This is a genomic window from Aeromonas sp. L_1B5_3, from assembly GCF_963866575.1.
Taxonomy (GTDB): Bacteria; Pseudomonadota; Gammaproteobacteria; order Enterobacterales; family Aeromonadaceae; genus Aeromonas; species Aeromonas jandaei.
Genome location: NZ_CAWMDN010000160.1, coordinates 1 through 23,727, shown reverse-complemented (window position 1 = coordinate 23,727; position 23,727 = coordinate 1). Strand labels below are relative to the sequence as shown.

Annotated in this window: 24 protein-coding genes; 13 read left to right on the top strand and 11 right to left on the bottom strand. The window is 61.2% G+C overall.

The features are described 5' to 3' along the window. Positions 1–241 precede the first annotated feature (241 nt). Genes AACR93_RS20765 through AACR93_RS20755 form a run of 3 tightly spaced genes read left to right on the top strand, consistent with a single transcriptional unit; the run spans position 242 to position 2,319 of the window. Positions 242–685 carry a PTS sugar transporter subunit IIA gene (locus AACR93_RS20765; protein WP_005356016.1) on the top strand — a complete coding sequence of 148 codons (444 nt, stop codon included), beginning with the start codon at positions 242–244 and terminating at the stop codon, positions 683–685. 35 nt (positions 686–720) lie between these two features. Further along, positions 721–1,008 (top strand): PTS sugar transporter subunit IIB, encoded by a 288-nt coding sequence (locus AACR93_RS20760; protein WP_005356014.1) that lies wholly within the window; start codon positions 721–723, stop codon positions 1,006–1,008. A gap of 51 nt (positions 1,009–1,059) precedes the next feature. Next, the gene (locus tag AACR93_RS20755) at positions 1,060–2,319 is read left to right on the top strand and encodes a PTS ascorbate transporter subunit IIC (RefSeq protein WP_043851871.1); all 1,260 of its coding nucleotides are present in this window, start codon (positions 1,060–1,062) and stop codon (positions 2,317–2,319) included. Between the two features lie 78 nt (positions 2,320–2,397). Here AACR93_RS20755 and waaA read toward each other — a convergent pair whose 3' ends face one another. Further along, the gene (gene waaA, locus AACR93_RS20750) at positions 2,398–3,663 is read right to left on the bottom strand and encodes a lipid IV(A) 3-deoxy-D-manno-octulosonic acid transferase (protein ID WP_043851862.1); all 1,266 of its coding nucleotides are present in this window, start codon (positions 3,661–3,663) and stop codon (positions 2,398–2,400) included. A gap of 1 nt (position 3,664) precedes the next feature. Further along, positions 3,665–4,699 carry a lipopolysaccharide heptosyltransferase II gene (gene waaF / locus AACR93_RS20745; protein ID WP_043851861.1) on the bottom strand — a complete coding sequence of 345 codons (1,035 nt, stop codon included), beginning with the start codon at positions 4,697–4,699 and terminating at the stop codon, positions 3,665–3,667. A 219-nt stretch (positions 4,700–4,918) separates the two neighbouring features. On the opposite strand from waaF, the gene AACR93_RS20740 reads away from it, so the two are divergent. Next, entirely contained in the window at positions 4,919–5,695 is a 777-nt protein-coding gene (locus AACR93_RS20740; protein WP_043851870.1) for a glycosyltransferase family 2 protein, read from the top strand. Positions 5,696–6,032: 337 nt separating this feature from the next. Here AACR93_RS20740 and AACR93_RS20735 read toward each other — a convergent pair whose 3' ends face one another. Then, positions 6,033–7,070 (bottom strand): glycosyltransferase family 9 protein, encoded by a 1,038-nt coding sequence (locus AACR93_RS20735; RefSeq protein WP_041210780.1) that lies wholly within the window; start codon positions 7,068–7,070, stop codon positions 6,033–6,035. Positions 7,071–7,204: 134 nt separating this feature from the next. Between AACR93_RS20735 and coaD the strand changes: the two genes are divergently transcribed. Next, positions 7,205–7,690: a pantetheine-phosphate adenylyltransferase gene (coaD, locus tag AACR93_RS20730; RefSeq protein WP_041210779.1), complete on the top strand. Its 486-nt coding sequence runs from the start codon at positions 7,205–7,207 to the stop codon at positions 7,688–7,690. 72 nt (positions 7,691–7,762) lie between these two features. Here the strand turns inward: coaD and AACR93_RS20725 are convergent, their stop codons facing one another. From AACR93_RS20725 to radC, 6 genes are all read right to left on the bottom strand, one after another. After that, on the bottom strand, positions 7,763–8,635 hold the full coding sequence (locus tag AACR93_RS20725) for a VirK/YbjX family protein (RefSeq protein ID WP_043851860.1): 873 nt from the start codon (positions 8,633–8,635) through the stop codon (positions 7,763–7,765). A 176-nt stretch (positions 8,636–8,811) separates the two neighbouring features. Then, on the bottom strand, positions 8,812–9,624 hold the full coding sequence (gene mutM / locus AACR93_RS20720) for a bifunctional DNA-formamidopyrimidine glycosylase/DNA-(apurinic or apyrimidinic site) lyase (protein WP_043851859.1): 813 nt from the start codon (positions 9,622–9,624) through the stop codon (positions 8,812–8,814). A gap of 34 nt (positions 9,625–9,658) precedes the next feature. Then, positions 9,659–10,114 (bottom strand): hypothetical protein, encoded by a 456-nt coding sequence (locus AACR93_RS20715; protein ID WP_043851858.1) that lies wholly within the window; start codon positions 10,112–10,114, stop codon positions 9,659–9,661. A 93-nt stretch (positions 10,115–10,207) separates the two neighbouring features. Next, positions 10,208–10,375 (bottom strand): 50S ribosomal protein L33, encoded by a 168-nt coding sequence (gene rpmG, locus AACR93_RS20710; RefSeq protein WP_005307500.1) that lies wholly within the window; start codon positions 10,373–10,375, stop codon positions 10,208–10,210. An 11-nt stretch (positions 10,376–10,386) separates the two neighbouring features. Then, positions 10,387–10,623: a 50S ribosomal protein L28 gene (gene rpmB / locus AACR93_RS20705; RefSeq protein WP_005307492.1), complete on the bottom strand. Its 237-nt coding sequence runs from the start codon at positions 10,621–10,623 to the stop codon at positions 10,387–10,389. 136 nt (positions 10,624–10,759) lie between these two features. Beyond that, complete coding sequence (gene radC / locus AACR93_RS20700; RefSeq protein ID WP_033113596.1) at positions 10,760–11,434, bottom strand: RadC family protein; 675 nt, start codon at positions 11,432–11,434, stop codon at positions 10,760–10,762. A gap of 148 nt (positions 11,435–11,582) precedes the next feature. Between radC and coaBC the strand changes: the two genes are divergently transcribed. From coaBC to pgi, 5 genes are all read left to right on the top strand, one after another. After that, positions 11,583–12,785, top strand: coding sequence for a bifunctional phosphopantothenoylcysteine decarboxylase/phosphopantothenate--cysteine ligase CoaBC (coaBC, locus tag AACR93_RS20695; protein WP_043851857.1), 1,203 nt, complete (start codon positions 11,583–11,585; stop codon positions 12,783–12,785). Between the two features lie 81 nt (positions 12,786–12,866). Next, entirely contained in the window at positions 12,867–13,325 is a 459-nt protein-coding gene (gene dut, locus AACR93_RS20690) for a dUTP diphosphatase (RefSeq protein WP_005339498.1), read from the top strand. Positions 13,326–13,393: 68 nt separating this feature from the next. Further along, complete coding sequence (slmA, locus tag AACR93_RS20685) at positions 13,394–13,990, top strand: nucleoid occlusion factor SlmA (protein WP_005339495.1); 597 nt, start codon at positions 13,394–13,396, stop codon at positions 13,988–13,990. A gap of 165 nt (positions 13,991–14,155) precedes the next feature. Then, a complete protein-coding gene (locus tag AACR93_RS20680) occupies positions 14,156–14,992 on the top strand; it encodes a mechanosensitive ion channel domain-containing protein (protein WP_041210774.1) in 837 nt (278 codons plus the stop codon). Positions 14,993–15,330: 338 nt separating this feature from the next. Beyond that, positions 15,331–16,980 (top strand): glucose-6-phosphate isomerase, encoded by a 1,650-nt coding sequence (gene pgi, locus AACR93_RS20675; RefSeq protein ID WP_043851856.1) that lies wholly within the window; start codon positions 15,331–15,333, stop codon positions 16,978–16,980. A gap of 169 nt (positions 16,981–17,149) precedes the next feature. On the opposite strand, the gene ilvC is transcribed toward pgi, so the two are convergent. Then, on the bottom strand, positions 17,150–18,631 hold the full coding sequence (gene ilvC / locus AACR93_RS20670; RefSeq protein ID WP_043851855.1) for a ketol-acid reductoisomerase: 1,482 nt from the start codon (positions 18,629–18,631) through the stop codon (positions 17,150–17,152). Between the two features lie 221 nt (positions 18,632–18,852). Here ilvC and ilvY point away from each other — a divergent pair, with 221 nt between their 5' ends. Then, entirely contained in the window at positions 18,853–19,746 is an 894-nt protein-coding gene (ilvY, locus tag AACR93_RS20665; protein WP_043851854.1) for an HTH-type transcriptional activator IlvY, read from the top strand. Here ilvY and AACR93_RS20660 read toward each other — a convergent pair. Next, positions 19,735–20,601, bottom strand: a complete 867-nt coding sequence (locus tag AACR93_RS20660; protein WP_043851853.1) for a hypothetical protein — start codon at positions 20,599–20,601, stop codon at positions 19,735–19,737. The genes ilvY and AACR93_RS20660 overlap by 12 nt on opposite strands. 191 nt (positions 20,602–20,792) lie before the next feature. Between AACR93_RS20660 and AACR93_RS20655 the strand changes: the two genes are divergently transcribed. Together AACR93_RS20655 and AACR93_RS20650 are read left to right on the top strand one after the other, a co-directional pair. After that, entirely contained in the window at positions 20,793–20,984 is a 192-nt protein-coding gene (locus AACR93_RS20655) for a hypothetical protein (RefSeq protein ID WP_019446537.1), read from the top strand. Between the two features lie 73 nt (positions 20,985–21,057). Further along, entirely contained in the window at positions 21,058–23,634 is a 2,577-nt protein-coding gene (locus AACR93_RS20650; protein ID WP_043851852.1) for a bifunctional acetate--CoA ligase family protein/GNAT family N-acetyltransferase, read from the top strand. Positions 23,635–23,727: the final 93 nt, after the last annotated feature.

Below are 23,727 nucleotides of genomic sequence, written 5' to 3'. Positions count from 1 at the left end.
CTCGGCTTGCGGCTGCTCACTTTAAGGCAAAAGAGCGCCACTGACTATTTGCTCAGGGCCGATTCTACTCTCTTTCCCCTACCGCAGGGGCAGGATGGCTCCCGTTAATGGGTGAAGTGATAGCGCTATCACAGTTTCATGTTAGCGCTATCTGATAGCGCTAACTTTCGCGATCACCCTCACAGTTTCACCACCGCAAGATCGATAGATTGGCGCCATCTTAACTAGCCGGATCACCACCATGCTGACTCAACTGCTGACCGAGGATGTCATCCGCATCGAACCCGCAGCCCGCGACTGGCGCCACGCCATCGAGCTGGCCACGGCGCCCCTGCTGGCCAATGGCACCATCGAACCCTCCTACGTGGCGGCGCTGTTTCGCTCTCATGAGGAGCTCGGCCCCTACTACGTACTGGGCCCCGGTCTGGCGATGCCCCATGCTCGCCCCGAGGACGGAGTCAACCGGCTGGGTCTGGGGCTGACCGTCATCAAGCAGGGGGTCAACTTTGATTCCGAGGGCAACGACCCGATCCGGCTGCTGATCACCCTGGCCGCCAGCGACAGCAACTCCCACGTGGAGACCATCGCCCAGCTGGCCGAGCTGTTTATGAATGAAGAGGACGTGGCGGCCATCATTGCGGCCGACACCAAAGACGACATCCTGCGCATTCTGGCGCGCTACTGATCTGCGCCACGGCGCACCTGACAGAGGAAGAGACAATGAAAATTCTGGTTGTATGCGGTCACGGTCTGGGCACCAGCCTGATGATGGAGATGAGCATCAAGAGCATCCTGAAAGAGCTGGCTGTCACCGCCGAGGTGGATCACCGCGATCTGGCCTCCGCCGGCAGCGAAACCGCCGAGATCTTTGTCGCCACCCGCGACATCGCCGAGCAGCTGCAATCCATGGGCGTCAACGGCCGTCTGGTGGCCCTCGACAACATGGTCGACAAGGCCGCGATGAAAGAGAAGCTCGCCACCGCCCTGCGCGAACTGGGCGCCCTCTAAGGATCCTCCATGCGGCCTGCGGGCCGCATCTTCCATTGCCAGGAGCTGACCATGGAATTTTTCAACTTTCTGATGTTTGACGTGCTGTCCGAGCCCGCCGTGCTGGTCGGCCTGATCGCGCTTATCGGCCTGATTGCCCAGAAGAAACCGGTGACCGAGTGCATCAAGGGCACGGTCAAGACCATCATGGGTTTCGTCATTCTGGGGGCCGGTGCCACCCTGGTGATCAACTCGCTGGGTGACTTTGCCGTCATCTTCCAGCACGCCTTCGGCATCAAGGGGGTCGTCCCCAACAACGAGGCCATCGTCTCCATCGCCCAGACCTCGTTTGGCAAGGAGATGGCGATGATCATGTTCTTCGCCATGCTGGTGAATATCCTGATCGCCCGTCTGACCCCGTGGAAATTCATCTTCCTGACCGGTCATCACACCCTGTTCATGTCGATGATGGTGGCGGTGATCCTCTCTGCCGGTGGCATGAGCGGTGTGCCGCTGATCGCGGTGGGCAGTCTGGTGGTAGGCGTCGCCATGGTCTTCTTCCCGGCCATCGCCCACCCCTTCATGAAGCAGATCACCGGCTCCGATGACGTGGCGCTGGGCCACTTCTCCACCTGCTCCTACGTGCTCTCCGCCCTGATCGGCGCCAAGTTCGGCAACAAGGCCCACAGCTGCGAAGATGTGCAGGTACCCAAGAGCCTGCTGTTCCTGCGTGATACCCCGGTGGCCATCTCCTTCACCATGGGCATTATCTTCCTGGTGACCTCCGCCTTTGCCGGCCCCGAGTTTGTCTCCACCGTCGCCAAGGGCAAGCACTGGTTCATGTTCTCCCTGATGCAGTCCATCACCTTCGCCGCCGGTGTCTACGTCATCCTGCAAGGCGTGCGGATGGTCATCGCCGAGATCGTACCGGCATTCAAGGGGATCTCCGACAAGCTGGTACCGAACGCCAAGCCGGCACTCGACTGCCCCATCGTCTTCCCCTACGCCCCCAACGCCGTGCTGATCGGCTTCCTGTCGAGCTTTGCCGCCGGTCTGGTGGGGATGGCGCTGCTCTACGCCATGGGCCTGACCGTCATCATCCCGGGCGTGGTACCGCACTTCTTCGTCGGCGCCGCTGCCGGGGTCTTCGGCAATGCCACCGGTGGTCGTCGCGGCGCCATTCTGGGTGCCTTCGCCAACGGCCTGCTGCTGCTCACCATTCTGCCGGTGTTCCTACTGCCGGTGCTGGGCGACCTCGGTTTCGCCAACACCACCTTCAGCGACTCCGACTTCGGTGTGGTCGGCATCCTGCTGGGGCTGATCGTTCGCTAATTCCGGCCACCGCCAAAAACAAAACGGAGCGCATCGCGCTCCGTTTTTTTATGGCTGAGATGTATGAAAGGCTGAAACTCAGTCTTTCTCCAGCGCAGTGAGGCAGTGCGAGAGGGTACGCGCCAGCGCTCCCTGATTGCGCAGCACCACGGCGCGGGCCTGCTCCCCCATCTCGCGGCGGGCGTTGCCGTCGGCAAACAGCTGGCTCACCTGCTCGCCCAGCTCTGCGGCATCGGCCACAACGGCGGCGCCCCCCTGAGCCACCAGCTGGCGGGTGATATCGCTGAAGTTGAAGTAGGCGGGCCCAGTCAGGCAGGGCTTGCCGAGCGCTGCCGGCTCCAGCAGGTTGTGACCGCCTATCTTCACCAGACTGCCGCCGACGAAGGCCACATCGGCCGCCGCCAGCATCAGCGGCAGCTCGCCCATGGTATCGCCGAGATAGACCTTATCCCCGGCACTCACCGCAGCACCATCAGTGCGCCGCACGCAGCCATAAGGGGCACACAGCTCGGCCATCCGGTCGAACCGCTCGGGGTGGCGCGGCACCAGAATGAGCAGCGCGTCGGGATGGCGTTTGAGCAGCTGATCGAAGGCGGCCAGCACCTGCTCATCCTCACCCAGATGGGTGCTGGCGGCGATCCAGACCGGCCGCTCGGTGCCCAGCTGCTGGCGCAGGGCGCGCCCCTTGGTCTGCACTTCGTCACCAAACTGGATATCGAACTTGATGGAGCCGGTCACCGCCAGCCGCGAACGATCGATGCCGAGGCGGGCGAAGCGGTCGGCGTCATCCTGATGCTGACAGAGCAGATGGGTCAGCGGCCGGCTCAGGGCGTCGAAGGCGCCGTGGAAGCGGGCATAACGCTGGCAGGAACGCTCGGAGAGGCGGGCGTTGATGATGGTCACCGGCAGGTGGCGCGCCTCGCAGGCGGCCAGCCAGTTCGGCCACAGCTCGGTCTCCATCACCCAGAGCGCGCGCGGCTTGAAGGTGTCGAGAAAGGCGGCAATGGCCCAGGGGTAGTCGAGCGGCGCGTAGCGATGGATCACCAGCTCCCCCAGCTTGGCAGCCTGATCGGCGCCGGTGCGGGTGGTGGTGGTGAGCAGGATCGGCAGATCCGGCCGCTCCGCCTTGAGAGCGCGAATGAGCGGCGTGATGGCCAGCGTCTCCCCCACGCTCACCGCATGGATCCAGAGCGGCGCCTCCTGTCCGGTGGCGGGCAGCCGCCCGAGATGCTCGGCCCAGCGCTTGCCAAAGCCGGGCTTGCCTTTCTTCGGCTTGTAGAGGGCCAGCAACGCCAGCGGCAATCCCAGATGGATCAGCAGGTTGTAGAGCAGACGGTAGGGCATCTTACTGACTCTGCTCCAGCTTCTTGCAGGCATCGACCACCTGCTCCGGCACCAGGTCGATCAGGCACTTGAGATGACCGAATTTGCAGGTGCGCTTGAAGCAGGGGCGACACTCGATATCGGTGTGAACGATCTCGACCCGATCCGCCAGCGGCGGAGTATAGAGTGGCGAGGTGGAGCCATAGACGCCCACCAGCGGCCGGTTGAGGGCGGCGGCGATGTGCATCAGGCCGGAGTCGTTGGAGATGACCCGGCTGGCCAGCGCCATCAGATCGATCGCCTCGTGCAGACTGGTCTTGCCCGCCAGCACGTGGCAGTTGGGGCGGGTCAGCAGGTTGACTCGATCCCGGATGGTATTGGCTACCGGCACATCCTTGTTGGAGCCGAAGATCCACACCTGCCACCCCTCGTCCAGATGCTGCTGGGCCACTACGGCGTAGTGCCCCTCCGGCCAGCGCTTGGCCGGGCCAAACTCGGCACCGGGGCAGAGCACCAGCACCGGGCGGGCGCGATCCAGCCCCAGTCGCTCCAGCGCCTTGCTCTGGTTGATCAGATCGACGTGGAGCGCCGGATGCGGAATGGTCAGAATATCGGCCCGGCTCTTCATCTGCTCCTTGGGATAAGCGAGCGCCAGATAGCCCTCCACCATCAGCGGGAAGGCGGACTTGTTGCTGCGCATATCATTGAGCAGGCCGAAGCGGTGCTCCCCTTTCCAGCCGGTACGCACCGGAATGCGGGCAAACCAGGGGATCAGCGCCGATTTCATGGAGTTGGGCTGGACGATGGCCTGATCGTACTTCTCGGCCGCCAGCTGCTTGCCGAGGCGGCGGCGCGCCACCAGCTTGAAGTCACCGTGGCCGAGGGGCATGGTGATCGCCTTGTCCACCTCCGGCATCCGCTCCAGCAGGGCGCAGCACCAGGCGGGGGCCATCACGTGCAGCTCGCACTCGGGATGGTTGGCCTTGATCGCCTTGTAGAGACTCTGGGACATCACCATGTCGCCGACCCAGGAGGGGCCGATCACCAATATTTTCATTACGCGTCTTCTCTCGGGTCTGGCCCGGCGGTTAATCATCACTGGGCGAGATTATGCCCCAAGAATGGTCGGATAAATAACAGAAGATCCTTGGTAGTCGCCTCTGCTTTGCCTCGGCCAGCCACCACCCGGGTCATGCCCCGGCCACGCTTTTAGGCTAGAATGGGCGCCAATTCGAGCATGTCCCGCCAGACGGGCAACAACCGAGAGCCCCATTTCGTGAAAAAACCGACTCTGGCTGCCGTTCTGATCGTCAAGAATGAAGCCGACAACCTGCGCAAGTGCCTCGCCTCCCTCGACGGACTGGTGGACGAGATCGTCATTCTGGACTCAGGCAGTCAGGACGAGACCCCGGCCATCGCCGCCGAATTTGGGGCCCGTTTCTTCGTCAACGCCAAGTGGCCCGGCTTTGGCAAACAGCGCCGACTGGCCCAGTCTCATGTGCAGTCCGACTGGGTGCTGTGGCTGGATGCCGACGAGCGGCTCACCCCCGAGCTGAAAACCGCCATCGCCAACGTGATGGCCAATCCGGCCAGCGACACCATCTACTCGCTGCCGCGCCTCTCCTGGGTCTTTGGCCGCTTTATCCGCCACAGCGGCTGGTATCCGGATCGGGTGCTGCGCCTCTATCCCAAGGCGCTCACCAGCTACAATGAGGCGCTGGTGCACGAGAAGGTGGAAGTGCGCGCCAACATGAAGATCGTCAACCTCTACGGCGACCTGCACCACTTCACCTATCGGGATCTGGAGCACTATCTGGTCAAATCGGCCGGTTATGCCCGCGCCTGGGCCGATCAGCGCACCGCTCGCGGCAAGAAGGGCTCCCTCAGTCAGGGGCTGATGCACGCCGTCGGCTGCTTCATCAAGATGTACCTGCTCAAGGCAGGCTTCCTCGACGGCAAGCAGGGGTTGCTGCTGGCGATCCTTTCCTCCCACTCCACCTTCGTCAAATACGCCGACCTCTGGGTGCGCCAGCAACCACAGCAGCCGGAATAGCGCCGTACCCCACCCCACCGCAAGTTCGTCAATTCGCCCCTTGTTCCAGCGGAACAAGGGGCGAATGGCATGGCGGCAGATCGGGCAGAGCCCTTGCAGAGCGCGCAATGGCCATGACGGAGGGCGGCAGGGCTTAGCTCGATCGCTATAAGCTGAATTTATGAGTTTTGCTTAAATGACCCCACTCCAGCTTATACCGGCAGGAACCGTGTCAGCAGGGTGCTGACAGGGCCGCAAAAGGGCTGCCGGGGCCATGTCCGATCTGCTGGTCTGTCAGCTGCGATCATCACCATACAAAACAGGGCCCCGCGGGGCCCTGTCTGCATTGCTGCATGGGTTACTTGCGCCAGAAGGGCGCCGCCCAGCGGGCCATCTCCGGCACCATGGCTTTGGGATCGAGCTGGCTCATATCCTCCGGGTGATCGCTGTCCTCCGGCGGGCTGAAGGCGAGGTGGCGTCCTTCGCTGTTGAGGGGCTTCCAGCGCAGCGGGGTGGCGGAGCGGCGCATCGGGAAGAAGCCAATGGTCGGCACGTCGAGCGCCCCGGCGATATGGAGCGGGCCGGTACTGCCGGCGATAAACAAAGCGGCGTTGGCCAGCACCTGACAGAACATCGGCAGACCGTCGCTGGAGCGGTAGATCCAGCCGTTGCCACCGTGGGCCAGCAGCTCGGCCGCCAGCTGTTCGGCCATCTTCTCCTCGCCCGGGCCGGCGGTCAGCACGCACTGCAGCTCGGGGCAGGCCTGGTTCAGCTTGATGATGATGCGGGCATACTGCTCGATGGAGAGGTTGTTGGCCGAGCCACCGCTGCCGGCGTGCACCATCAGCCAGGGGCGGCTGGCATCGAGCTTGAGCTTGGCCGCCAGCTGCTCGCGCACCTGCTGCAGGCTCGCCTCATCGAAACTGAGGAAGGGAGTCTTGGGCTCCACCACGGCGACCTGATGATCGGTCAGGAAGCGACGGATCAGCTCCAGATTGTATTCGGACTCCGGCTTCTGGGAGCGGGATCGGCGTTGCACCAGACGCTGGTTGTAGAGCACCTGCGCCAGCTTGGTCGCCGGCGCCAGCCGGTAAGGGATGTGTGCCTTCCACACCAGCATGGCGTTGCGGGAGTTGGAGAAGAGGCAGATGGACGCGTCGAACGCCGCCGCCTTGATCCGGGCCAGCAGTGCCCGCTGTTGCTCCTTGTCGGCTCGCACGCCCGGATCGATGATCACCTCGTCAATCCAGGGGCAGAGCCGGGCCAGCGGGGCCGTGTAGGCCGGAACCAGGGCAGTCACATGACACTCCATGGAGCCTTTGAGCATGGCGAAGCTCGGCCACGCCAGCATGAAGTCACCAATCTTGTCATTGCGAACGACCAGAATACGTTTCATAAAAAATCCCTTTGCTCCCTGTCACCAATGCAGGGAGGCTTGATGCGCGATGGCGTATTCTTGCCTGATGCACTGCTATTCTCAAGCGACGACCTTATAATGCGACCAAATTTCCAGGTTGCAGGACCGCAAAGATGACTACCAGGGTGATCTATCCCGGGACATTTGATCCCGTTACCAATGGCCATGCCGACCTGATCGGCCGCGCCGCCAAGCTGTTTGACGAGGTGATCGTCGGTGTCGCCAACAGCCCGAGCAAGCGCCCGCTGTTCGATCTGGCGGAACGTGTCCAGCTTGTCCAGCAAGTGACCAGCCAGCTTCCCAACGTCAAGGTGGTCGGCTTCTCCGGGCTGCTGGTCGATTTTGCCAAAGAGCATCAGGCCAACGTGCTGATCCGCGGCCTGCGCGCCGTCTCCGACTTCGAGTACGAGTTCCAGCTGGCCAACATGAACCGCCGCCTGATGCCGGAGCTGGAGAGTGTCTTCCTCACCCCTGCCGAGGAGAACTCCTTTATCTCCTCCACTCTGGTGAAAGAGGTGGCGCTGCACGGTGGCGACATCCGCCAGTTTGTCGACCCCGTGGTGGCCCAGGCCATCGCCGCCAAACAGCAGCAGCGCTAATCCCCTCCTGATTGGCAGAAACAAACAAGGGCTACCCGTGGGTAGCCCTTGTTGCATCAACGCACTGCACGCCTAGCGGCGGGCAAACTGCTCGCGGATCGCCAGCTCCAGCTGATCGAGCCACTCGTAACGGCGCCGGTACATGGCCCGCTTCTTGGAAGCGATCTCCTCCAGCGGCTTGCGCGGCTGCAGCTGCAGGGCGACAAAGTTGGCATCCACATCCTGCGCGCCAAACTCCTGCCACAACTCGTCATAATCAGCTTGCAGATTGGCTTTCTGCTTGCTGCTGTAACGTCTGGCCTGAAACACGTGGGCCCGTTTGCGCACTGCCAGCACCTCGCCGCTACCCATCGCCAGCGCCAGCTGCTGCACCAGTTGCACCAGCAGGGATTTGGGCCGCAGCCCCTGCCCTTCCTTGGTCAGCTCGCGCACCTTATCCTGCGCATTGGCCACTCCGGGTTCCGGCCCCTGCATGGAGCCGATCACCAGATGCAGCTGCTCGGCGCTGCCAGCCAGCGAGAAGGCGCAGCTGTAGAGACGCAACCCCTCGCTATCGATAATGGAGAGGGCCAGCTCGGCCTCGCGGCGGAAGGTGCCGTCATGGCGCAACACGATGCGGCAATCGCTCTGGGGATAACGCCCCAGCTCGATACCGCCCGCCAGATAGAGCGGCTCGACCAGCTCCGGATAGCAACTCAGCTGCAGCTGATAGTGGTTTTCCAGCATCTCGGCCCGCTGGCGGGCACTGGCACTGGCGAAGCGATAGGGACGCATCGGCTTGTCGAGCAGCTCGGGATAACGGGCCGGCAACGCCTTGAGCGGCTCGGCCTGAAACAGGGTAAAGACACGGGTCAGCTGCTCGCGGTAAAGCAGGCTGCGCAGCACGAACTTGCCGCGATTGAAGGTCTGGCGCTCGCTTCCCTCCGGATAGAGGTAGCTGGCCATGGATTTTGCGCAATAGCGCTCCAGCCGGGATAAATGTTCCCAGTCTATTGATTTAACAGTCATTTTTATTTCTCAAACCGCCTGAACGGACGAGATACTAGAGACAACTGTGCAAATCTTCAACAGCCGGGAAATACACTGTTACAACTTTCCGCAAATTCGGCGAAAAAGTGCCCTTAACGCTGGCAATGGGAGCAAAATACCGTGGTTCTCTGGCCTATTTTTACTTCGCTCAGCAAGGTCTGACAGTGGAAACAGGGCTGGCCGCCACGGCCGTAAACCTGCAGCTGCTGCACGAAATAGCCCGGCTTGCCGTCGGCACTGGTGAAATCCTTGAGGGTGGTACCGCCCTGTCTGATGGCTTCGGCCAGTACCCGCTTGATCTCGGCCACCAGCTTCTCCAGCCGCTCGCCACTGATATTGCCCGCCGCCCGCTTGGGGTGAATACCCGCCGCAAAGAGCGCCTCGTTGGCGTAGATGTTGCCCACCCCGACCACTACCTGATTGTCCATCAGGAACTGCTTGATGGCTGTACTGCGCCCCTTGGCGCGCTCACGCAGGTAATCGCCATTGAAGGCATCGGTGAGCGGCTCAGGCCCCAGCTTGGCCAGCAAGGCATGCGCCTCGGCCGGATCGCGGGTCCAGAGCAGGGCGCCGAAACGGCGTGGATCGTTGAGCCGCAGCAGCTTGCCATTCTCCAGCTCGATATCCACGTGGTCGTGCTTCTCGGCCGGGGTGCCGATATCCAGCACCCGCAGGCTGCCGGACATCCCCAGATGGAGGATGGCGGTGCCAAAATCGGTCTCCAGCAGCAGATACTTGGCGCGGCGACGCACCCGATGGATCACCAGATCCACCAGCTCCTGAATTTCGCCGGGCACCGGCCAGCGCAGGCGGCCATCGCGCACCACCACTCGGGTGACCTTGATGCCGGTAAGCCAGGGAGAGATCCCCTGCCGGCTGACTTCTACTTCTGGCAATTCAGGCATTGGTTCCTCGCAAACAGAGTCGACTGGTGAACAATCAGGGGGCAGGACGCATCAGATCGCGATACTGCTCGGCAGTGAGGGAGAGCCAGAGACCGGAGGGGAGCTGGGCACCATACTGGCCACTGTTCTGATAGAGGGCGATCGTCTGCGGGTCATTTTGCCCGGCAATCCACACCCTGAGGGTAACGGGGGCACCACGTACCGCTTCGCCGGGTGGCAGCAGCCAGCCCTGCCAGCGCTCGATATGGGCCGCCAGCTGATTGCCGTCTAGCCCCAGATCCGGCCCGCTGCGCCAGCCATGGCCGATCCGCTCAATCTGCCAGCTCGGCCCCTGCCAGGTAAGCACCACCGCATCCTCCGGCAGCAGCGGACGCGCGCGTTTGGCGCTGTTCTCCTGCTGGGCCAGTTCCAGCCGGTGCAGCAGGGTGATCACGATCAGTACCACCACGATGATCACGTTGTTCCAGCCTTTGCGGCTCAGTTTGAACATGGCAAGCCTCCCTTTGAACCGGAAGTGTACTGAATTCGGCGCATAAAAAAACCCGGCACAAGGCCGGGTTTTTGGGAATGCAGCATCAAGTAATTACTTGATTTTGCCTTCCTTGTAGATCACATGCTGACGAACAACGGGATCAAACTTTTTGATCTCCATTTTTTCGGGCATGGTGCGCTTGTTTTTGGTAGTGGTATAGAAGTGACCAGTACCGGCGCTGGAGTTCAGGCGAATTTTCTCGCGAATACCTTTAGCCATGATCTAATTCCTTATACCTTAACACCGCTGGCGCGCAGTTCAGCCAGAACCACTTCAACGCCACGCTTGTCGATGATACGCATGCCTTTTGCGGATACGCGCAGGCTTACGAAGCGTTTTTCACTCTCAACCCAGAAACGGTGAGTGTGCAGGTTCGGCAGGAAACGACGCTTGGTAGCGTTGTTAGCGTGCGAACGGTTGTTACCAACTGCCGGGCGCTTGCCGGTTACTTGGCATACTCTAGACATGTCAGTCTCTCCAAATCTTACTTCATTGCTCGAGCAAATATCTGCCCCGCTGGCCTTCGATTGCGGGGCAAACAGAAGGCGGCATTTTATACAGCATCCGTGATCAAAGATCAACTAATACGGTGCCAGAGCACAGTTATAGCCAACCGCGCTCGGCAAAAGAAACCGTGATGCCATCACCGATCACCAAGTGATCCAGCACTCTGATATCGATCAGGGCCAAAGCGGCCGTGATCCGATCCGTGATCTGGCGGTCGGCCCTACTGGGCTCGGCGACGCCGGACGGGTGATTATGCGCCAGAATCACCGCGGCTGCATTATGTTTGAGCGCGATCTGCACGATTTCTCTTGGCCAGACGCTCGCCGAATCGATTGTGCCGTAAAAAAGCTCAACAAATTGAATGACTCTATGCTGATTGTCGAGCAACAGCAGGGCAAACACCTCGCGCGGCCGATCCCGCAACTGGGCTTGCAGATAGTCGCGGGTCAGCTGGGGCGAGGTGAGGGCATCACCCCGTTGCAACTGCTGCGCCAGATGGCGTTTGGCCATCTCCAGCACCGCCTGCAACTGGGCATATTTGGCCGGGCCAAGGCCGTGGGCCTCGCAGAAAGCACGCTGATCCGCGCCCAGCAGATTGCGCAGCGATCCGAACTGATTCAACAGGTTACGGGAGAGATCGACCGCACTCAGGCCATTGACGCCGGTGCGCAGGAAGATGGCAAGCAGCTCGGCATCGCTGAGCACCGTCGGCCCCTGTCGCAGCAGCTTCTCTCTGGGGCGTTCATCTTCCGGCCACTCCTTGATGCTCATTTGTCTCTCCTCTCTCCCTGTTGAGGAAAAACATAGCAAATATTTGCGTGTTCCCCGCCACAACCCCTTGATGCCAACCCCTGTCGTCATCCCCTGCCTGTGGTATCTTAGCCGACCAGTCAAAGTGAGCCGGATAGAGAAACAGCAGATGAGATTGGCCGATAAACGCATCCTGTTGGGTGTCAGCGGCGGGATCGCCGCCTACAAGAGTGCCGAGCTGGTACGCCGTCTGAAAGATCAGGGTGCCGAGGTGCGGGTGGTGATGACCCGCTCCGCCAAGGAGTTCATCACGCCGCTGACCCTGCAGGCGGTCTCCGGCCATCCGGTGGCGGACAGCCTGCTGGATCCGGCTGCCGAAGCGGGCATGGGTCATATCGAGCTGGCCAAGTGGGCCGATCTGGTATTGATCGCCCCCGCCAGCGCCAACCTGATGGCGCGGATGGCGGCCGGCATGGCCGACGAACTGCTCACCACCCTCTGCCTGGCCACCCCGGCACCGGTCGCCCTGGCGCCCGCCATGAACCAGCAGATGTACCTCAACGCAGCCACCCAGGCCAACCTCAAGACCCTGGCCAGCCGTGGCGTCCTGCTGTGGGGGCCGGACTCCGGCAGCCAGGCCTGTGGCGATGTGGGCCCGGGCCGGATGCTGGATCCCCTCGAACTGGTGGAGCGCTGCTGCCAGCAGCTGGCCGCCGAGCCCTTGCTGGCGGGCGTCAAGCTGCTGCTGACCGCCGGCCCGACCCGCGAGGCGCTCGATCCGGTGCGCTACATCAGCAACCACAGCTCCGGCAAGATGGGCTACGCCATCGCCCGCGCCGCTCGTGAAGCGGGCGCCGAGGTGACGCTGGTGAGCGGCCCGGTAACGCTGGCTACACCTGCGGGCGTCACCCGCATCGATGTCGAGAGCGCTGAGCAGATGCATCAGGCGGTGATGAGCCGAGTGGGCGAATGCGACCTCTTCATCGGTTGCGCCGCGGTGGCCGACTACCGCCCCGAGCAGGTCGCCAGCCAGAAGATCAAGAAGACCGGCGATAACGACCAGATGGTGGTGAAGCTGGTGAAAAATCCCGACATCATTGCTGCCGTCGGCGCCCTTCCAGACAAACCCTTCACTGTCGGATTTGCCGCCGAAACCGTGGATGTGGAACAATACGCCCTCGATAAATTGCAGCGAAAGCGGTTGGACATGATCGCCGCCAACGATGTATCCCGCGAGGGGCAAGGCTTCAACGCCGATGACAACGCCCTGACCGTGTTCTGGCAAGGGGGCCAGGCGCCTCTGCCGCTGGCCGACAAGCTGACGCTGGCCCGTCATCTGGTTGCCCTGATTGCGTGTCACTATCGGCACTAAGCGTCCCGAAAGAACAAGACTCACGGCGCCCCGCCTTGCCAAGAGGGGCGCCAACACAAGATCCAACTGAAAAAGCGATTCATGACAACACAAATTGAACTGAAGATTCTGGATGCCCGTATCGGTACCGAGTACCCGCTGCCCGCCTACGCTACTCCCGGCTCTGCCGGCATGGACCTGCGCGCTCTGCTGGATGCGCCGCTGACTCTGGCTCCGGGCGATACCACTCTGGTACCGACCGGTCTGGCCATCCACATCCAGGATCCGGGTCTGTGTGCCACCATTCTGCCCCGCTCCGGTCTCGGCCATAAGCACGGCATCGTGCTGGGCAACCTGGTCGGTCTCATCGATTCCGACTATCAGGGTCAGCTGATGGTCTCGGTCTGGAACCGCGGCAAGGATGAGTTCACCATGCAACCTGGCGAGCGCATCGCCCAGCTGGTGATCATGCCGGTAGTTCAGGCCAGCTTCCAATTGGTCGATGAGTTCAACCAGAGCGAACGGGGTGAAGGCGGTTTTGGTTCTTCTGGTCGCCAATAACAGACCACACCAGCCTGATGGGCGGTGCCTAATAACAGAATCAAGCCATTGTTTTTTTAGGGGAATCCATGGCAAGCAGTAATCAGAAACAGAGTCGGCGCGATCAGATCCTGCAGGCGCTCGCCCATATGCTGGAAACCAGTCCCGGCCAGCGCATCACCACGGCCCGTCTGGCGGCCGAGGTCGGCGTCTCTGAAGCAGCCCTCTATCGACACTTTCCAAGCAAGGCGCGGATGTTCGAAGGGCTGATCGACTTTATCGAGGATTCCCTGCTGTCACGGGTCAATCTGATCATGGCGGAAGAGAAAGACACCATGGCACGCTGCCACCACATCCTGCAGCTACTGCTGGTGTTCGCCGAGCGCAATCCCGGCATCACCCGCATCCTCAACGGCGATGCCCTGTTGGGCGAGCACGACCGGCTGCGGGATCGCATCAGCATCCTGTTTGACAAGCTGGAGACCCAGATCAAGCAGGTACTGCGCGAGAAACGACTGCGCGAGGGGCAGGGCTTCCAGCTCGATGAGACCATGCTGGCCAATCTGCTGCTGGCCTATACCGAGGGCCGCATCAGCCAGTTTGTCCGTTCCGAGTTCAAGCTCAAGCCGACCGCCGGCTTCGAGGATCAGTGGCAGTTTATCCGCAGCCAGCTGCTGCAAAGCTGAGCGGCAGCGCTTTTCACCGAGCATGAAGAAGGGAGGCCTTGGCCTCCCTTCTTTTTTGTGGCAGCTTTTTATGGCAGTAAAATAAGCACCAGATGCGACCCGGACTGTCGCGCTGCGATGTTAGATTCATGCGCCATAAACCTTTAGCACCCGAAAGGACATCCTATGGAACCCGAAATCATTACCGAAGCGCAGACCTGGCTGGTCAATAACCAGGGCCTGCTGATCGAGTATGCCGTCAACATCGCGGCCGCCCTGCTCACCCTGCTGGTCGGCTATATCGCCGCCAATCTGCTCAGCGGTGGCGTGGTAAAAGTGATGCAGGCGCGCAAGCTCGACACCACAGTTACCCACTTCGTCGGCAGTATCCTCAAATACGCCATTCTGGTGTTCGTGGTGATCGCCGCGCTGGGCCGGGTCGGGGTGCAAACCGCCTCCTTCGTCGCCATCATCGGTGCCGCCGGTCTGGCCATCGGTCTGGCGCTGCAAGGCTCGCTCTCCAACTTTGCCGCCGGCTTTCTGCTGATCATCTTCCGCCCCATCAAGGCGGGCGAGTTTATCGAAGTGGCAGGCACGTCTGGCGTGGTGCAATCCGTTCAGCTGTTCACCACCACCCTCACCTCCGGTGACAACAAGATGGTGGTAGTACCGAACTCCGCCATCCTCAACGGCACCATCGTCAACTACTCGCGCATGGATACCCGCCGCGTCGATATGACCTTTGGTATCGGCTACGGCTCCGACCTGCGCAAGGCCAAGCAGATCCTTGAGCGTCTGGTGAACGAAGAGCCGCGCATCCTGAAAGATCCGGCTGCCACCATCGCCGTCGCCGCGCTGGCCGACTCCTCGGTCAATATCGTGGTACGCCCGTGGGTCAAGACCGGTGACTACTGGGGTGTCTGGTTCGACTTCCACGAGAAGGTGAAACTGACCTTTGATGCCGAAGGGATCGAAATTCCCTTCCCGCAGATGGTAATGCACATGCAAAAACCGCAGGCGTGATCGCGGTAAAGCAGCAACCCACAATGCCAGCCTTCGGGCTGGCATTGTCATTTCTGGCACGCCATACGCTGCATAATCAGGCCGGCGGAATGAAAACAATTTCAGAGCTGCGGGCCAGCCCCAATCATGAGCGAGCGCAAGATCCCCCTTGCTTTCGTGACTCATAATCCCGATGTTCTGGTTGTATACTCCCGACGGTTGCCCCATTGCGGTAAAAGACAATCGGTAAAACTCTGTTACACGGGCCGCCCGGCCGGCTCGCTATAATGCTCGGATAATAAGGTTTGGCGGGACCTTGCCTGCAAGGTTCAAACACAACTTGGCATTTCAGGAATCCTATGAAAAACATCAATCCAACCCAAACCCAGGCCTGGCAGGCACTGGAAGCCCACTTTGCAGCAAACAAAGAGACCCGACTCAAGGATCTGTTCGCGCAGGACCCGAAGCGCTTTGACAAGTTTTCCCTTACCTTCGGCGGCGACATCCTGGTTGATTACTCGAAGAACCTGATCACCGAAGAAACCCTCAAGTTGCTGGTTAATCTGGCCAAAGAGACCGATCTTCGCAGCGCGATCGATGCCATGTTCAATGGCGACAAGATCAACATGACCGAAGGGCGCTCCGTACTGCACGTGGCCCTGCGCAACCGCTCCGACCGCCCCATCGAGTGCGACGGCAAGGATGTGATGCCGGAAGTGAATGCCGTCCTGGCCAAGATGAAAGGCTTCTGCGAGAAGATCATCTCCGGCGAGTGGAAAGGCTACACCGGCAAAGCGATCCAGCACGTGGTCAACATCGGTATCGGTGGCTCCGATCTGGGCCCGGTGATGATCACCGAGGCACTGCGTCCCTACAAAAACCACCTGCAGATGCACTTCGTCTCTAACGTCGATGGCACCCATATCGCCGAGACCCTGAAGAAGATCGATCCGGAAACCACCCTGTTCCTGGTGGCCTCCAAGACCTTCACCACTCAGGAGACCATGACCAACGCCCTGACCGCCCGCGACTGGTTCATCAACATCGCCGGTGACAAGGCCCACGTTGCCAAGCACTTCGCTGCGCTCTCCACCAACGGCAAGGCCGTTGCCGAGTTCGGTATCGACACCAACAACATGTTCGAGTTCTGGGACTGGGTTGGCGGCCGCTACTCCTCCTGGTCTGCCATCGGCATGCCCATCGCCCTGTCTGTCGGTTTCGAGAACTTCGAAGCCCTGCTGCAAGGCGCCTTCGAGATGGACATGCATTTCGCCACAGCCTCCTATGAGCAGAACGTGCCGGTGCTGCTGGCGCTGATTGGCCTGTGGTACAACAACTTCTACGGTGCCGAATCCGAAGCCATCCTGCCGTACGACCAGTACATGCACCGCTTCCCTGCCTACTTCCAGCAGGGCAACATGGAGTCCAACGGCAAGTACGTGGATCGCAACGGCAAACCGGTTGACTACCAGACCGGCCCCATCATCTGGGGTGAGCCGGGCACCAACGGCCAGCACGCCTTCTACCAGCTGATCCATCAGGGCACCAAGCTGATCCCCTGTGACTTCCTGGCGCCGGCCATCAGCCACAACCCGATCGGTGACCATCACCCGAAACTGCTGGCCAACTTCTTCGCCCAGACCGAGGCGCTGGCCTTCGGCAAGAGTAAGGAAGAGGTTGAAGCCGAGTTTCTGGCGGCTGGCAAAACCCTGGAGCAGGTCAAGGATCTGGTGCCGTTCAAGGTGTTTGAAGGCAACCGCCCGACCAACTCCATCCTGTTCAAGAGCCTGACCCCGAAAACCCTGGGTGCCCTGATCGCCATGTACGAACACAAGATCTTCGTACAGGGCGCAATCTGGAACATCTTCTCCTTCGACCAGTGGGGCGTGGAGCTGGGCAAACAGCTGGCCAACAAGATCCTGCCGGAGCTGGGCAACAACGAGGCTGTCACCAGCCACGACTGCTCCACCAACGGTCTGATCAACACCTGGAAAGCGTGGAAAGCCTGATTTATCCAGCCTTTCTGAATGCAAAAGCCCCGCTCGATGAGCGGGGCTTTTTTATGACCATCTTTTATGACTGTCAGGCTGATTTTTCTGGCTGGCCGGTCGGGTGTCCAGTCCGACCGGCGACGGGGATCGTCATCCCCGCCCCTTCATCATCCAGCCCGATGCCGGCTTAACCGCCAACGGCGATACGTTTCATGTCCTTCATGTAACCGCGCAGTACCTGACCGATTTTCTCGATCGGGTGGTTGCGAGTCGCTTCGTTGGCCGCCAGCAGCGCCAGGTTATCCACGCTCTGCCCTTCCGCCTTGCTGGCACCCAGATCACCCGCCTTCAGGGTCGGCATGAAGTGCTCGCGCAGCAAGGGCACGGCGGCGTTGGCGAACAGGTAGTTACCGTACTCGGCGGTGTCGGAGATGACCACGTTCATCTCGTACAAGCGCTTGCGGGCAACCGTGTTGGCGATCAGCGGCAGCTCGTGCAGGGATTCGTAGTAGGCGGACTCCTCGTAGATACCGGAAGCCACCATGGTCTCGAACGCCAGCTCGACACCCGCCTTGACCATGGCCACCATCACCACGCCATTGTCGAAGTACTCCTGCTCGGCAATCTTGCCTGCAAACGCCGGGGCGTTTTCGAAGGCGGATTTACCGGTCTCTTCACGCCAGGTGAACAGCTTGACGTCATCTTCGGCCCAATCGGCCATCATGCCGCGGGAGAACTCACCGGCGATGATGTCGTCCATATGCTTCTCGAACAGCGGGCGCATCAGGGTCTTGAGCTGCTCGGAGAGCTCGAAAGCGCGCAGCTTGGCCGGGTTGGAGAGGCGGTCCATCATCAGGCTGATGCCACCCTGTTTCAGGGCTTCGGTGATGGTCTCCCAGCCGAACTGGATCAACTTGCCGGCGTAGGCCGGGTCGGTGCCTTCGGCCACCAGCTTGTCGTAGCAGAGCAGGGAACCTGCTTGCAGCATGCCGCAGAGGATGGTCTGCTCGCCCATCAGATCGGATTTCACTTCCGCTACGAAGGAGGACTCCAGCACCCCGGCACGGTCGCCGCCGGTAGCAGAGGCCCACGCCTTGGCGATGGCCATGCCTTCGCCTTGCGGGTCATTTTCCGGGTGAACGGCGATCAGGGTCGGTACGCCGAAGCCGCGCTTGTACTCTTCACGTACCTCAGTGCCCGGGCACTTGGGCGCAACCATCACGACGGTGATGTCGGAACGGATCTGCTGACCCTCTTCCACCACGTTGAAACCGTGGGAGTAGCCCAATGCGGCGCCCTGCTTCATCAGCGGCATCACGGTTTTCACTACGTCGGAGTGCTGTTTGTCCGGAGTCAGGTTCAGCACCAGATCAGCGGTCGGGATCAGCTCTTCATAGGTGCCGACCGCGAAGCCGTTGTCGGTAGCCTTCTGCCAGGAGGCGCGCTTCTCGGTGATAGCAGCCTTGCGCAGGGCGTAGGAGATATCCAGCCCGGAGTCGCGCATGTTCAGACCCTGGTTCAGACCCTGGGCACCACAGCCCACAATCACCACCTTCTTGCCCTTCAGCACGTTGCAGCCGTCCGCGAACTCTTCGCGCTGCATGAAACGACACTTGCCCAGTTGGGCCAACTGCTGACGCAGGTTCAAGGTGTTGAAATAGTTAGCCATGGTGATTGCTCCGTTCGATTGATTCCATGCCGGATGGCGGCGTTGTCTGAACCACTATAGCGCGGGACACTTATTGCCTGAACTGATATATTCGAAACAGTACGTTGCAATAATTGAAACGTTAACCCTTCATAATCGCCTGCTGAATGTACCGCGAGATGGCAGAAACAAGCCGCCAACCGCTGGATATCGGGCACACATGCCGCGCCAGGAGCTGAAAGATGGACCTTCGCAATCTCGAGCTGTTTCTCCACCTCGCCGACTCCCTCCACTTCGGCAAGAGCGCCGATGCCATGGCGGTCAGCCCCTCCACCCTGAGTCGCGCCATCCAGCGGCTGGAGCAGGAGACCGGCTGCGTGCTGTTCGAGCGGGACAACCGCTCGGTGCGGCTCACCCCAGCGGGCGAGAAGCTGCGGGAGTTTGGCGGCGGCCTGTTGCAGGAGTGGCGTCAGCTCAAGCAGGAGCTCAAACGCAGCGATGAACCGCTGCAGGGGCGGCTGCGGGTGTTCTGCTCGGTCACCGCCAGTTACTTTCTGCTGCCCGAGGTACTGGAGCGCTTTCGCCGCCGCTACCCCCAGCTGGAGATCAAGCTGGAGACCGGCGACCCGGCGCTGGCGGTGGACAAGATCCTGGCCGATGAGGCCGATCTCGCCATCGCCGCCCGCCCCGATGCCCTGCCCGCCAAGCTGGAGTTCGCCAGCCTGCAGCAGGTGCCGCTGGTTTTTATCGCGCCGCGCAACGCCCCGCAACTGAACCAGTGGTTCCGTCAGGGAGAACCTGATTGGGAGCAGCTGCCGGTCATCCTCTCCGAGCAGGGGCTAGCCCGCAAACGCAGCGATCAGTGGTTTCGCAACAAGGGGATAGCGCCCAACATCTACGCCGAAGTGGCGGGTAACGAGGGGATCGTCGCCATGGTGGCGCTCGGTTGTGGTGTGGGGCTGGTGCCGGCGGCGGTGATCGACCATAGCCCGCTCGGCGACAAGGTGCGGATCATCGACCTCAAGCCCGCCTTCAAGCCATTTGATGTGGGGATCGGGGTGCTCAAGAAGCGACTGGAAGAGCCGTTGATCCGCGCCTTCTGGGATACGGCGCAGAACCAGAACTCACTGCGCTGAGACGGGCTGGTAGATGAGCGTCGGGTCGGCCATCATCTTGCGACTCGACAACGGCAGATCAGGGTTGTTCAGCTCGAGGCGCTGCCGCTGGTCGAGCTGTAAACGGCGGATGGTGCTGCCAAACCCCTCCTCGAAGATCCGGTCAAAATCCCCGGTTTGCCGCGCCCGCTGCAGGCCAAGCTCGATGCGCTGCGCCAGCTCCGGATATTTGGGCGAAACAAAGAAGAGCAGCGCCAGCGGATAGCGAAACACCAGATGGGGCTCGATGGCCAGATCCGGGTGCTGTTTCAGCTCATCCTCGACCTCGATGACGGAGCGCAAAAAGCAGTCGAAACGCTGCTTGCGCAACATGTTAAACAGCGCTTCGTAGAGGTTGCCCGCCATCACATTGAGGCCGTTGGCCCTCAGCAACTGGGTGTCAGGCCAGGATCTGTGCTGGCCGATGATGAGGCCGGAGCGGCGCCAGTCGGCCAACGAGTGAATAGCGGCAAAGCGCCCCCCATCCCCCTGCCGGATCAGACAAACCCGCCAGCCGAGCAGCCCCTTGGCCAATGGGATGTGTACCGCCAGCAGATCCCTTTCCCGCTCCTCATCGGGAGCAAACACTCCGACCTGAACCAGCTCGCCGCTGTGCAGCTCTTTCACCGTCCGCCCCTGTTCCATCGGCGGGCTGGAGACCAGCTGGTAGGGGCCATATTCAGGCACCGTCAGATCGAGGGAGAGCCGCAACAACTGCACCACTGCCGGGTTGGGATGCTCCAGCAGCAGATTCCAGGCGCGGATCGACTGCACCGCAGCCGACGCATCCGCCGCCCACAGCCACAACACCATGCACCACAATCCGACTCGCTTCATTCCCTGCACCATCCAAGCGCCATGCTTCTGGTCATACTATAACGCCAGCCAAGGGCCTGATGCGGCGTTCGCTGCCAGATGTGTGAACCTTCTCCTGTCCCGTCTCATGTCAGAAGTGACAATAGGCAAACCGGGCAAGGGATCGCAGACTGAATATTCGCCATCATCGAACTACATCAGGGAGGAGCGCCATGAAACAGCATCTGGTCGAGATCAAGGGATCAACCCTGTTTGAGGAGTATTTGCAGAGCATGGGTCTGCCCAGCACCTTGCTGGACAGGGAGCAGGAGATCTATCTGCAGGAGCGTCACCTCGGTGCCATCCGCCGGGTACAGGGGGAGCTGCGCTTTTACCTGCGCGCCAACGCCCTGAACAAACGGTGATCGGGAGCCGGTCACAGAACCTGCAACAAAGAGGTATTAGACTGGTATCTTCCCCCTTTCGACGGGAGTGCCCATGAACGCAAGCGGTCTGGATCGGCTGTTCAAACCCCAATCAATCGCCATCATCGGCGCCTCGACCGATCCGCACAAAGCGGGCCATGTCATCGTCCGCCACCTGCTGGCGGGCCACTTCAAAGGGCCCATCCTGCCGGTCACCCCGCGCAGCAAAGCAGTGGCCGGCGTGCTGGCCTATCCCGACATTGCCAGCCTGCCACTGGCTCCTGATCTCGCCATCATCTGCACTCGCCGGGAGCGGGTCATCCCCCTGCTGGAGGCGCTTGGCCAGAAGGGAGCGGGCGCAGCCATCATCCTCGCCGCCGATTTTTCACAAGATGAGCGGCAGGAGCTGAAACTGCTCTGCAAGCAATATGGCATCCGCCTGCTCGGACCCAACAGCATGGGGATGCTGCTGCCCGGTCAGGGGCTCAATGCCAGCTTTTCACCGATTGCCGCCAAGCCCGGGCAAGTCGCCTTCCTCTCCCAGTCTGCCGCGGTCAGCACCACAATTCTCGACTGGGCCAAGCAGCATGAGCTGGGATTCTCTGCCTTCATCTCCCTTGGCGATCACTGCGACATCGACTTCGGCCAGCTGCTGGATCAGCTCTCCCGCGACAGCGTGACCCGCGCCATCCTGCTCTACATGGACAAGCTGCACGATGCCCGCCATTTTCTCTCGGCAGCGCGAGCAGCCTCGCGCAACAAGCCGATCCTGGTGCTGAAAAGCGGACGCCACGATCCGGCCCACGGCCTCGACAACGTCTATGACGCCGCCATCCGCCGCGCCGGCATGTTGCGGGTGCGGGATACCCACGAGCTGTTTGCCGCAGTGGAAACCCTCAGCCACTCCATGACCCTCAAGGGGGAGCGGCTCGCCATCATCTCCAATGGCCGCGGGCTGGCCAATATGGCGGTGGATGTGCTGCTGGAGCGGGGCGGCAAACTGGCTCGCCCACCGCTCGATATCGGCAGCGATGCCTCCATCACCACCTATCAGGAGGCGCTGGACAACCTGCTCGGGGAAGAGGGGATCGATGCCATCCTGATCATTCATGCCCCCTCCCTTACAGCCCCCAGCGCACCACTGGCCAGCCACCTTATCGCCCACCTGAAACAGCACCCCAGAGCTCGCCGTTTCAATATCCTCACCAACTGGGCAGGCGAGTACTCGGCGCAGGAGGGGCGCAAACTCTTTACCGAAGCGGGCATCCCGACCTACCGTACTCCGGAAAGCGCCATGGCAGCCTTCATGCATATGGTGGAGTACCGCCGCAACCAGAAGCAGCTGATGGAGACCCCCGCCTCCCTGCACGGCAACCAGCTCAATATCGAGCTCTGCCAGCTGCTGATCCGCCAGGCGCAGGAGCGCAAACAGCTGAGGCTGGATACCCATCTCGCCCACCCCATCTTGCAAGCAGCCGGGCTCACGACCCTGCCCACCTGGATCGTCACCGACGCCATCGAGGCAACCCTGACTGCCGAGCAGATCGGCTACCCAGTGGCAGTCAAACTCCGTTCGCCCGATATCCTGCACAAATCTGCCGTGCACGGTGTGGTGCTCAATCTGCGTACCTCAGCCGAGGTGGCGCAAGCTGCCGATGCCATTCTGGACAGGGTGAAACAGCACGATCCCGGCGCCCGTATTGAAGGGCTGCTGGTACAGCGCATGGCGCGGCGCAGTGGTGGTCTGGAGCTGCGGGTTCGTATCCAGCAAGATGCCATCTTTGGCCCCGTCATCCTGCTCGGTGAGTCGGGCGCGGAGCCACAGGAGATGGTTGCAGCACTGCCGCCGCTCAATCAGGCGCTGGCCCGTTACCAGATCATCGGTGCGCTCAAGAGTCGCAAGATCCGTGAACACGCCACTCCGGATCGGCTGGATATCGATGCCCTCGGTCAGGTGCTCTGCCAGCTATCCGAACTGCTGCTCGCCTTCCCGCAAATACAGGAGCTGGATCTCCATCCGCTGCAAGCCTGCGGCGCCGAGATGGTGGTGCTGGATGCCAGCGTCACACTGGCCGACCCAGCACTTCCACCCGCCAGTCAGCTGGCGATCCGCCCCTACCCGACCGAGCTGGAGGAAGGGGCCTGGCTCAAGGATCAAAGCCATGTTCTATTGCGCCCCATTCGCCCGGAAGATGAACCGGCTCACAAACAGTTCGTGCTGCAGGTTTCCGATGAGGACAGGTACAAACGCTTCTTCGCCGACGTGGGTGAGCTGGGTCACGAAGAGTTGGCCCGCATGACCCAGATCGATTACGACCGCGAAATGGCCTTTGTCGCCGTAGGGCAGGATGGGGAGCGCAAAGATCAGATTCTCGGGGTGGTGCGCGCCATCTCGACGCCGGATCTCAGCGATGCCGAATTTGCCATTCTGGTTCGTTCCGACCTGAAAGGACTGGGGCTCGGCAAACTGATGATGGAGAAGATCATCCGCTACGCCTGCGAGCAGGGGATTGGCCAGCTCTCAGGCATGACCATGCCGAGCAATCGCGGCATGGTAGCCCTCGCCAGGCGACTCGGCTTTACCATTGATGTCCAGATGGAAGAGGGGGTGGTCTATATGGCCCTTCCCTGTGGGGCTGGAGTCCGGTGATGGGGATGGGTGGCCGCGAGTAATCCAGTACCAATGGTTGCGAATCATCCAAAAATGACTGTAATTACATACCAAAAGGAGGGAATAGTGGGT